A 12159-nucleotide genomic window follows, 5' to 3' on the forward strand; every position below is an offset into this window, starting at 1 on the left:
CACATTTTCAGTAGCTGTATCGCATATCCATAAAGCGCAGACAGCTCATTCTTTTATAGCAATCAGTAATTCCGGGTTGACAAGGAAAAGAAATAAAAAAGGCTGGCGCTCCGCACGCCAGCCTTCCACCGTCAGTTCAACGCCTATCGCGCCCTATCGCCTGCCGCTCCTGCTCTGCCAGCCTGCAGCCAGCATCAGCAGTACGGCCAGCAGCAACAGCATCGTGCGCGAATCCACCGGCACGGGCGCAGGCACTGCGGGCGGTTTCGGGCCCGGCGTGTAGGTGGCGGCAGCCGAAAGGCTCGCCGTACAGGCATTGATGCCTGCCGGATCATTCTGCGTGTCCCAACAGGCCTGCGCCGTATTGGTGACAGGGGCGGGAGTGGCCACGAACTGCGCCTCAAACACCACCTCGACCCGGTTTGCACCTGTGGCAGTTCCGTTGTCCGGTGCCAGCGTGGCATCCACGACAAGGCGGTTGTTGGCCTGATCGTAGTAGCAGCCCGCAGGCGGCGCCACTACCGTGGAGGCGCCATTGGCCGCGCAGCTCACGCTGCCGCTGACAAACGTCATGCCATCGGGCATCGGGTCACGCATCTGCACCACCATCGCCGCAGGATTGGGATTGTCCAGCACGATGCTCCACTTCACATGTCCGTCACTGCCCAGTGCGGCAGCCTTGGTGATGAAAGGCGGGTCGACGACCACCGGCGGCACCGGCTCGATCGGATCGCTGTCAGTGGCGGTACAGCTCGCTGGCGTGCTGGGCTCAGTGCCAACACCGGCTACGCAGCCGCCGCCCACCACGTTGGCCGTGTTCACGGCCCGCGCCCCAGGTGCTGCTGCCCCGACGGTGCCAGTCACGGTGTAACTGACTGAGCCACCATTGGCCGCCACCGTGATACCCGTGCAAGCCAGGCCTGCGCAGGTGCCAAGATCAGACCCGGCCGAAGCAGCCCCCGGGGCAATGCTGGTGATGCCCGACAGGCCGCTGACCACCGCGTCGCGCCACTCCACCCCGTTTGCCACCGTGCCGCCGGTATTGGTGATGGTCACCGTGTACGTGGTCTGGGTGCCCGCCGTCAGCTGGTTCACGCCATTGGTCTTGCTCACGAGGAGCGCCGCTGGCATGTTCACCGGTACATCCTCCGTGCTGGGGTTGCAGGCCAGCGGGTTGCCATCGAGTTTGCAGGCTGGGTCGCCTCCGCCGCTCAGGTGCGCTGTGTTGGTGCCCGCTGTCGTCCCCACGGTGGCATCACTCGTGTCGATGGGGATCGTGATGATGTAGGTGCCCAGGCTCAGAGCCACGCTTGTAGTGCCACTGAGTACGCAGTTCGCTCCCAGGCTGGTGTCTCCCGCTGCACCGCAGGCTTCCAGCTTGGGCACGCTCGCTCCCGTGCCCGCCTCTACCGTCGGCGCACCCGACAGCTTGATGCCGCTGGGCAGTGCATCGGCAATCGTGATCACGTCTGTGGTCGGCGCACCGGCCACCGTCACGGTGATCACGTATTTCTGGCCCGACGCTCCCTTGATCAGCGCAGCAGGCTCTGCCACCTTGGTGGCCGAGACCTGCGGCAAGCCGCTGTTCTTGTAGGTACACAGCAACTCAGGCGCACCGGCTGGCACCGTCAGATCCTTGCCCGCCAGGCTGCCAGCACTGCACGACACCGTCTTGGTGTACTTTGCTGCGTTGTCAGGATTGGAGAACACTTCTTCGGGCAGCGTCAGCACGTCGCCCGCATACACGGTAGCCGCGTTGGTGCCGGTATCGGTCTTGTCCGAGTCCGTGGCGGTCGAGATGATGGAGGCCGTGGTGCCGTTGTAGGCCGCCGTGATGTTGACCGTCTCACCGCTGGTGCCGTTGATCCACTGCTTGGCCAGCTTGAGCTGCGCGCTCTTGCGCGTGTTGGTGACCGTGCAGGTGACTGCCGCATTGGGCATGGCAAAGCTGGTGACAGCGCCAATGCCGTTGTCGCAGCTGTAGGCCACGTCATAGTTGGCACTGTTGCCTGCCGTCCAGCCTTCTGCAATCGCCACGGTGCTACCCACGATGGCCGTCGCCGTGGCATCCACCACTGCGCCGCCCACGGCCGAGCTGCCGCCCACCGCACCGGTCACGCCGGAGCCAGTGATGGCCAGGCTCACCGCATCACCGCTCTTGCCGTTACTCCATGCCTTCTTGAGCGTGATTCCAGCTGTGGCCTGCCCTGTCAGGTCGCCGCAGGCATTGGCACTTGCAGCCGTTGTACCCGTAATGCTGGCGGTATTGAAGGCGCCATTGCCGGCACTGCCGTTGCAGGCCAACGCCGTGCCCCCCACCATCGTGTAATCAATGGTGACCGTATAGGTGTGCGTTGCACCGGCTGCGATGGGCAGGCTGGATGCGCCAATCTGCTGCTCGGCTCCGTTGGCTGGGTTGCTGCGCGGAAAGGCACTGCCTCCCAGCACACCGCCGCCAGCTGGCTGGGCATTGATGCTGGTCAAGGTGGCACTGCCGGCAAAGCCAGGGGTGTCAGAGAGCGTGTAGCTGCCCTCCGAGCCGCCCGTGTTCCTCACCGTCAGCTGGTAGCTTGCCGTGTACTGGTTAAGACCTGCGGCGGCATTGATCGCAGGTGCAGACTTCTCCACCGTCAGCGCAGCTGGCGTATTCACCGGTACATCCTCCGTGCTGGGGTTGCAGGCCAGCGGGTTGCCATCGAGTTTGCAGGCTGGGTCGCCTCCGCCGCTCAGGTGCGCTGTGTTGGTGCCCGCTGTCGTCCCCACGGTGGCATCACTCGTGTCGATGGGGATCGTGATGATGTAGGTGCCCAGGCTCAGAGCCACGCTTGTAGTGCCACTGAGTACGCAGTTCGCTCCCAGGCTGGTGTCTCCCGCTGCACCGCAGGCTTCCAGCTTGGGCACGCTCGCTCCCGTGCCCGCCTCTACCGTCGGCGCACCCGACAGCTTGATGCCGCTGGGCAGTGCATCGGCAATCGTGATCACGTCTGTGGTCGGCGCACCGGCCACCGTCACGGTGATCACGTATTTCTGGCCCGACGCTCCCTTGATCAGCGCAGCAGGCTCTGCCACCTTGGTGGCCGAGACCTGCGGCAAGCCGCTGTTCTTGTAGGTACACAGCAACTCAGGCGCACCGGCTGGCACCGTCAGATCCTTGCCCGCCAGGCTGCCAGCACTGCACGACACCGTCTTGGTGTACTTTGCTGCGTTGTCAGGATTGGAGAACACTTCTTCGGGCAGCGTCAGCACGTCGCCCGCATACACGGTAGCCGCGTTGGTGCCGGTATCGGTCTTGTCCGAGTCCGTGGCGGTCGAGATGATGGAGGCCGTGGTGCCGTTGTAGGCCGCCGTGATGTTGACCGTCTCACCGCTGGTGCCGTTGATCCACTGCTTGGCCAGCTTGAGCTGCGCGCTCTTGCGCGTGTTGGTGACCGTGCAGGTGACTGCCGCATTGGGCATGGCAAAGCTGGTGACAGCGCCAATGCCGTTGTCGCAGCTGTAGGCCACGTCATAGTTGGCACTGTTGCCTGCCGTCCAGCCTTCTGCAATCGCCACGGTGCTACCCACGATGGCCGTCGCCGTGGCATCCACCACTGCGCCGCCCACGGCCGAGCTGCCGCCCACCGCACCGGTCACGCCGGAGCCAGTGATGGCCAGGCTCACCGCATCACCGCTCTTGCCGTTACTCCATGCCTTCTTGAGCGTGATTCCAGCTGTGGCCTGCCCTGTCAGGTCGCCGCAGGCATTGGCACTTGCAGCCGTTGTACCCGTAATGCTGGCGGTATTGAAGGCGCCATTGCCGGCACTGCCGTTGCAGGCCAACGCCGTGCCCCCCACCATCGTGTAATCAATGGTGACCGTATAGGTGTGCGTTGCACCGGCTGCGATGGGCAGGCTGGATGCGCCAATCTGCTGCTCGGCTCCGTTGGCTGGGTTGCTGCGCGGAAAGGCACTGCCTCCCAGCACACCGCCGCCAGCTGGCTGGGCATTGATGCTGGTCAAGGTGGCACTGCCGGCAAAGCCAGGGGTGTCAGAGAGCGTGTAGCTGCCCTCCGAGCCGCCCGTGTTCCTCACCGTCAGCTGGTAGCTTGCCGTGTACTGGTTAAGACCTGCGGCGGCATTGATCGCAGGTGCAGACTTCTCCACCGTCAGCGCCGCTGGCGTGTTCACATCGGTGGACCAGTTGGCGCAGCTGGTCGTTGTCGCATCGCAGGCGGCGCCTGGCGGGCTTGGCGGATTGCCGCTGCCGCTGGGGTGGGTTGCTGCGTAGTTGGTCAAGGCCCCCGCCGTGGCCGGTGCCTTGACCGTCACGGTGAAGGTTGCCGAAGGCGTGGCGCCGCCGGCCTCGGTCAAGGGGCCAGGCACGGCGCAGGTCAGCAAGGTCTGTTTGTCGCTGGCAGCGCCAGTACAGATGTCGCCCTGGGCCGACACGAACTCCATGCCTTCAGGCAGCAGATCCTGCACGGTCAGGACCGGTCCCGTCGGCAGCTCGCCAGTGTTGGTCAGCGTCAATGTGTAGTTGAACTGCTCACCGGTCAGTACGACACGTGGACCCGTCTTTTGCAGGGTGACCTTGGCATTGGTCTTGAGCGGGTTGACGATGCTGCCCACGGCACCAGTGGCGATGGCGCCCGCTGGCGGGGTCGTGCTTTCCGCAGCCCAGCTGTAGTTCGCAGGCGGTGTGGCCTTGCCGGTTTCATTCAGGGCGGAACATGTGGCTCCTTTCGGCACCTGCACCGTGGTGCTGCCGGAGACGCCATTGGCCGCAATGCCCACCGCGCCGGTGTAGGTGCCGGTATCGCAGACCAGCGAGAAACCATAGTTGCCTGGCGCACCAGTGGCTGGCGCGCCCGTCACCGTCTTGTTGATGGTGACGCTCACCTGATCGCGTGTCAGGGAGTTGGCGATCGTAGCTGCCAGCGTGCCGCCCGCTGCCATGGGGCCACCAGGATTCGTGATCTGCTCTGTTCCCCAGGTGTAATTGGCTACCGGCGGCTTGGCCCCTTCAGTCACCGTGCAGCTGGAGCCGGCTGGGATATTGCCAACCGATGCCGAGGACCCTACAGACACACTACCGCTCGCGGAGAAGCCGCCAGCGGGTGCTGCACCACCGGTGCAACTCACGCTGAAAGGAAAGCTCAGGGCAGGCAGCGGGCTGGGGCCGCCTGTCACGGTCTTGCTCACCGTCAAGGTGCCTGGATTGGCACTGAGAGAATTGGCAATGCCTGCCGCCAATGCGCCACCGGGAGCCATGGCCCCCGAAGGGTTCGTGATTTGCTCTGCCCCCCAGGTATAGCCAGGCACGGCAGGCTTGCTGCCTTCGGTCACGCTGCAGGTGGAGCCTGCGGGAATGCCGGTCACCTGCGCCGAACTACCGGCGGACACACTGCTGCTGGTACTGAATGGAGCCGAGCCCCCTGTGCAATTCACGGTGAAAGGGAAGCTCAGCGCGGGAAGCGGGCTGGGGCCACCAGACACAGTCTTGCTGACCGTCAAGGTACCCGGCAGTGGCGAGAAATTGGCCACCACGGCCATGTCGGCGTTCGTGGGCGTCAAGGTGCAGTTGTTTGTGTTCTGGCCCTGACTGCAGGCGGCGCCCGTCCAGCCTGTGAAGCTCCAACCCGGTGTGATGGTGGTGACCTGGCAGGTGCTGGAGACGCCGCTCGCTACCGGTGATGGCGTGCAACTGGCGCTGCCGCCATTGACAACGCCCCCGCCCACCGGGTTGACCGTGGCCGTGACGTTATAGGTGATGGGGGCGTTGGTGATGGTGCAGACGATGTTGTCACCGGCTACGGGGTTGAACTCGGGCCATTGCAATTGCGTGCCCTGCGCGGTTCCCGGGCCGCTGGGCGCTGCTGCCGTGGAGCCCGTGCAACTGATGCTGGATGTGTACGCGCTGGGCAACTGGTCTGCACCCGTGCCATTGGCCTTGAGGGCCTCAAAGAACTGCAGCGTCTTGCCTGCCTGGAGCACCTGCAGGCCAGTGGTTGCAGTGGCGGGTACGGTAGTGCCAGTCGTGGTTGCGCTGGATGCCGGAATGCCTCCGGAAGACATGCGGATCTGGAACTGATCGGTTGACGCGATACGGCCCGTCAGGCTCTTGTTGAGCGTAACCCACACCGGGGTGGGCGTGTTCTGGCAGGCAGCGGCGCTGCTGCTGCCCGCACCCGAGCCTGTGACATTGGCCGTGACACTGTTGAACAAGCCCTTGCCGGCGGTGCCGTCACAAATGTCAGCCCCCACCTTGCCCGGCTTGATCGTGAAGCGCACAACCATCGAATAAGTTTCGGTCTCCCCGCTCGCGAGGACATGGGATCCCCTCAATGCCCATGGGCCTGCGCTGTTGACAGGCAAGGTCGGGCCATTGCCACCGCAATTGGCATTGTTCCCTCCAGAACGAACACAAGTCAGGGACTGCAGGCTGTTGATGGTCACATCGCCATCAAAGCCCGGCGTGTCGGTCAGCGTGTAGTTTCTGGAGCTCACCGCGTCATTCGTTACCACGACGGTGTAGCCAATATCGAACTGATCGGGTTTGCCAGACACCGGTACAGGAGCCGATGCCACAGTCTTGGTCACGTTCAAGGGGCCATCGTCATCCACAATGGTGTAGACCGCAGGCGCGGCATCCTGGCCGCACACGTCATTGGAGCTGCGCGCATACTGGGCTGCTGGCTGAATTGCCATGCCGATGGTCCTGTTGGACTCCGCCACGGTATTGCCGGCGATGTAGATCGGCAGCTGGAACATGCTGGCAGACGATATGCCGTCGTAGATGCCGGCTGGCACAACGATCGTCAAGGTATCGCTGGTACCGTTGCTGGTGTTCGTGTAGTAATCGGTACCTCGCACCGCACTTCCGCCGGTAATCTTGACGGTGACGGTCATGCCTCCCGCAGGAACCACGCCATTCACCCGAAAGGTGGGTCGGTCAGTTCCCAGCTGGGCGGCCCCGTCACCTTCCAGGGTGGAATAGCTGGTCTTGGAGAAATCGACAAACGGAGTCAGGTTCAACTGGACGTTGTCCAGAAAATTGCCCACCGAATTGTCTCCACCCGCAGAGCTGATGGACTCAAATCCAAAGTTGGTGCCGCCAGTCGCTCCGGTGTAGGGAAAGGAGCCGCTGTAGTCCCGCCAGCCACCATTCGGGCTCGGTGGCGTATTGATTGACCCCAGTATGGCCTGAGGAGTATCCATACTGCCATTCGATGTTGTCCCCACCCGTGCCACCGCCGTGGCGGCACCGATCTTGACCTCGGCGACATCTCTGGTTGTGGTGCTCGAACGCCCCCGGTGGCTGAACTGCCAGCCCACCGTCTCACCTTGGACCAGGCATATTCTCTGGTAGAGGCGGGAAGCCTGGTTGGCATTCAACTCCACAAAATTCCGGCCATCTCTTGCATTGACGGAGCTGAAGCCTGTGCTCCACATCTCGATCAGCCCGCCTGTCGTCAACAGGCCAGTCATGCTGCAGGTGCCACTGGTGGCGCCGGCTGGATGGGTCGTTTCCCAGCCCGGGACATTGTCACTGGGGATCAGCCTGTAACAGCCATTCGGAAGTGTCGGTGTCTCAAAACTCGGGTTGAGAAAAATACGCTGAACCTGCGCCTGCGCCGGTGCTGTAACGGCCGCAGCCATGGCCAGAACTCCCCCCATCACCCCGAGACGCCAGCGCGAGACATGCGTCGTTCTGAGGGCATCTGAGACCAAGGAAGACTGTGCCTGGGTGGGTGCCGGGTTCCGATGCGTTTTTTTCATGGTCATCATTGCTCTTCATCCAACAAAGCGCACCAGCAAATGCAAAGCGGCGGAGTGTGGGAGTGCGAGGACATATCCTCGACACCCCACCCTCCGCCGCTTTGCGTGCTGATACAGGCTCTTAAATATCAAATAGATCTAAGATCTGCTATTGTTTATTAATATTTGTAACTATTGTACAAATAAATCAACTTATAAGTTTTAATCGAATTGTTAATAATTCTATGCAAAAGCTTTTCTCCCTATGAAAAGGGCCGGAAATCCGGCGTGTGCTTGGGTCACAGCACACTCCTGCACGCAGGCAGCATTGGTCAGAATTTACAAAAAAACTGGTTAGATATATTTTAAAAATAATGACAAAGGCGTCTTCCCTGCTGACATGCCGAAGCGCAAAGAGACCCAGCAGCAGGGTGGAGATCAAAAATGAGACGACAAAAAAAGAGCTGCCAGCGCCCTGAAGCCAGGCGTTGGCAGCTCTTTTTTAGCGCGTCTGGCCCGCAAGGCCAGGAAGTGTCTACTGCCGCACAGGAATGCCCCGCTGCGCCATCAGTGCCTTGGCCTGCCCCACGGTGTATTCGCCGTAATGGAAGATGCTGGCGGCCAGCACCGCGTCCGCCCCCCCCACAGTGACGCCATCGGCCAGGTGCTCCAGATTGCCAACACCACCCGATGCGATCACGGGCACGCCAACGGCATCAGCCACGGCGCGCGTCAGTTGCAGGTCAAAGCCGCTCTTGGTGCCATCGCGGTCCATGCTGGTCAGCAGAATCTCCCCGGCCCCACGGGTGGCCATTTCAGAGGCCCATCGCACGGCATCCATGCCTGTGTTCTGGCGGCCGCCATGGCTGTACACATCCCACCCTGCGCCTACGGGCTGGCCATTGGCACCGATGCGTTGCTCGTCCTGCGCGCTGCGGCGCTTGGCATCAATGGCCACCACGATGCATTGCGCACCGTACTTGTCGCTGGCGGCGTTGATGACTTCCGGATTGGCAATGGCTGCCGAGTTGAAGCTGGTCTTGTCCGCACCGGCATTGAGCAGTCGGCGCACGTCTTCGACCGTACGCACGCCGCCGCCGACGGTCAGAGGGATGAACACCTGGCTGGCCACGGCCTCGATGATGGGCAGGATCAGGTCACGCCCATCGCTGGTGGCGGTGATGTCCAGGAAAGTCAGCTCGTCCGCACCCTGCGCGTTGTAGCGCGCCGCGATTTCCACCGGGTCGCCAGCATCACGCAGTTCGACAAAATTGACACCTTTGACGACACGGCCGCCCGTGACGTCCAGGCAGGGGATGATGCGTTTGGCAAGCATGGAGACTCTCGTGAAAGATGGAAGAAGGCAGGCGAATTTTCTACAGGGCAAAACCATACCACGCCAGGCCTTGGCGGTAGCCATTCGCCGGTGAAAAGCCCCTGCCCTCTTCACCTGTGCGTCACCGCAGCCACAGGGCACCCACACAAAGCTGCAGGAACCCTCTGCCAAGGTCTGACAATGAAAAACCGCCGCGAAATCAGCGATTTCTGCGGCGGTTTTCCGGAAGGGACCCACAGGATCAATGCACACTGCGGCCCATGCCGATCTGCCAGCGCCAGACGTCTTCCATCATGCGATCGAGCCCCAGCTGCGGCTGCCAGCCCAGCAGCGCACGCGCCTGGCTGATATCAGCCCAGCAGTGGGCCGCATCGCCATTGCGGCGCGGCCCGACACGGAAAGGCACGGCGCGGCCATTGGCATGTTCGAACGCGCGCACCAGCCCGAGCACCGATGTCGGCTGGCCCGACCCGATATTGAGCTTGAGCAGTCCCGCGTGGCCCCGCAGATAGTGCAAGGTGGCGACATAGGCACGCGCCAGATCGGTCACGTGCAGGTAGTCGCGCACCGGCGAGCCGTCCGGGGTGGCATAGTCGTTGCCGAAGATGCGCAGGCAGTCGCGCTTGCCCGCTGCCACCTGGGCCAGGTAAGGCGCCACATGGGTGGACATGCGTGGCGGGTCTTCGGCGATCAGGCCGCTTTCGTGGCAACCCACGGCATTGAAGCTGCGCAGCAACGCCATGCGCCAGCGCTTGGGGGAGGCCTCATCCAGGCTGGAGAGCACCTGCTCAACCATCAGGGCCGTCTGCCCATAGGGCGTGCTCGCGCAGACCTGCGCATCCTCGCGCACCGGCATGGCAGGCGTGTCGCCATAGACGATGGCCGACGACGAGACAATCAGATTGCGGATGCCAGCGGTCTGCATCGCACGCAACAGGCCCACGGTGCCAGAGACATTGTTGTCGTAATAACGCAGCGGCTCGCGCGCGGCGTCCGCTGATGATGTGAGAAAGGCGTTGTGGATCACCGCATCGAAATGCTGCTCGTCAAACAACTGCTCAAGCATGGCGGTGTCGCGCACGTCAGCATCGATACACGGAGGCGCGAAACCCAAGATCTTCTCCAGCCGCTGCAACACCGAGCGGCGCGCATTGCTGAAGTTATCCAGGATCAAAAAAGGCAGCCCTGCTTCTGCGAGGGCAACACAGAGGTGAGAGCCGATATAGCCGGCTCCGCCAGTCACGAGTATCACGGGGTGCTTTCTAACAGTCTGCGGAATGCGTGTCCAGCATCTGCTATGGATTCTGACATTTCGCGCGAGGCCTATTGTCCGATACGCCGGGAAATTGCGGCGAATTTGGCCCATATCATATGTGCCACGCGGTAACAACTGGCATTTGTTGACATTTATCAATGTTCAACCAGGATTCGCCAGTACGACAACGCGCCAGCATCGCCTTTCCACCGCTGCGGCTGGCATTTTTCAGACAGCCCCCTGACACACACGCCAACGGTTTGTTGCAATAGAAAAAGCCGCACAGCGTGCGGCTTGGCAAGCGGAGCAGCTGGCTTCAGCCTTCGCTCAACTCATCGGCGCGGCTCTGCGCCGCTTCGAAATCGAGGTCGCCGGTGTAGATGGCGCGGCCACAGATCACGCCTTCCACGCCTTCGGATTCGACCGCGCAGAGCGCCTCGATATCGGCCATGCCCGACAGGCCGCCCGATGCGATCACCGGAATGCGGATGGCCTGTGCCAGCTTGACCGTGGCATCTACATTGATGCCAGTCAACATGCCATCGCGGCCGATGTCCGTATAGATGATCGACTCCACACCCCAGTCCTCGAAGCGCTTGGCCGTTTCGATGACCGAGTGGTTGGTGATCTTGCTCCAGCCATCAGTGGCCACCATACCGTCCTTGGCATCGAGGCCCACGATGATGTGACCGGCAAATGCAGTGCAGGCATCCTGCAGAAAACCGGGGTTCTTGATGGCTGCGGTGCCAATGATGACGTACTGCATGCCGGCATCGATATAGCGCTCGATGGTGTCCAGGTCGCGGATGCCGCCGCCCAATTGCACCGGCAGTTCATCGCCGAACTCCTGGAGGATCGCCTTGATGACATGCAGGTTCTTGGGCTGACCGGCAAATGCGCCATTCAAATCCACCAGATGCAGGCGGCGCGCGCCCGCATCAAACCAACGGCGCGCAACCTCGACAGGGTCTTCGCCGAACGTGGTGGATTGATCCATATCGCCCTGTTTCAGGCGTACGCAGTGACCGTCCTTCAGATCAATGGCAGGAATGAGCAGCATGGTGGTGGTTGGCTGACGTTGAAAACAAAAAGGATTGAGAAAAAGACTTAGGGATTCCAGTGCAGGAAGTTACGGTACAGCGCCAGGCCCTGGTCCGCACTCTTTTCTGGGTGGAATTGTGTCGCAAAAATATTATCGCGGCCAATCGCACATGCAAAGCGCTCGCCATACTCGGCCGTGCCGTGGCATTGGCTGGCCTCTGCGGGCTCGGCATAGAAGCTGTGCACGAAGTAGAAATACGATTCGTCCGGCACCCCTTGCCAGACCGGATGCGGCTTGCCCGCCGGGGTCGCCTGGCGCACCTGGTTCCAGCCCATCTGCGGCACCTTGAACCGGCTGCCGTCTGCCTGCAAGCGGCCCGCCAGCTGAAATTTTCTCACCTGTCCGGCAATCAGGCCCAGGCCCGGGGTATCACCTTCTTCGCTGTGGTCGAGCAGCATCTGCATGCCCACGCACACGCCAAACAGCGGTTTGGTGGCCGCAGCTTCGAGCACGCTCTCCTGTAGGCCGGAGGCCCTGAGTTCGGCCATGCAATCGCGGATGGCGCCCTGGCCGGGCAGCACGATGCGGGTGGCAGCGCGCACCACATCCGGGTCCGAGGTGACCACGACCTGCACCGCCGAGCCGGCTGCGGCGGCCTGCACCGCCTGCGATACCGAACGCAGGTTGCCCATGCCGTAATCAACCACCGCCACGGTGTTGTCCTTCAAATTCATAGCAGCTACCGCTTTTTGATAGGGGATTTCAGAATGAATTCACATTAAAAACTAT

At 62.1% G+C, this 12159-nt stretch carries 5 protein-coding genes; all 5 read right to left on the minus strand.

Translation table 11 applies throughout. The annotated features are described in order from the left end of the window. Positions 1 to 153: 153 nt before the first annotated feature. Complete coding sequence (locus ACH2DG_RS17115; protein WP_395025488.1) at positions 154 to 7467, minus strand: beta strand repeat-containing protein; 7314 nt, start codon at positions 7465 to 7467, stop codon at positions 154 to 156. Between the two features lie 805 nt (positions 7468 to 8272). Further along, a complete protein-coding gene (gene hisF / locus ACH2DG_RS17120; RefSeq protein WP_395025487.1) occupies positions 8273 to 9073 on the minus strand; it encodes an imidazole glycerol phosphate synthase subunit HisF in 801 nt (266 codons plus the stop codon). 241 nt (positions 9074 to 9314) lie between these two features. Further along, complete coding sequence (galE, locus tag ACH2DG_RS17125; protein WP_395025485.1) at positions 9315 to 10325, minus strand: UDP-glucose 4-epimerase GalE; 1011 nt, start codon at positions 10323 to 10325, stop codon at positions 9315 to 9317. A gap of 319 nt (positions 10326 to 10644) precedes the next feature. Then, entirely contained in the window at positions 10645 to 11388 is a 744-nt protein-coding gene (gene hisA / locus ACH2DG_RS17130) for a 1-(5-phosphoribosyl)-5-[(5-phosphoribosylamino)methylideneamino]imidazole-4-carboxamide isomerase (RefSeq protein WP_395025483.1), read from the minus strand. A gap of 47 nt (positions 11389 to 11435) precedes the next feature. After that, the gene (gene hisH, locus ACH2DG_RS17135) at positions 11436 to 12104 is read right to left on the minus strand and encodes an imidazole glycerol phosphate synthase subunit HisH (RefSeq protein WP_395025481.1); all 669 of its coding nucleotides are present in this window, start codon (positions 12102 to 12104) and stop codon (positions 11436 to 11438) included. Positions 12105 to 12159 lie beyond the last annotated feature (55 nt).

The sequence above is a fragment of the Comamonas odontotermitis genome (assembly GCF_040396735.1).
In the GTDB taxonomy this organism is placed as follows: domain Bacteria; phylum Pseudomonadota; class Gammaproteobacteria; order Burkholderiales; family Burkholderiaceae_C; genus Comamonas; species Comamonas odontotermitis_C.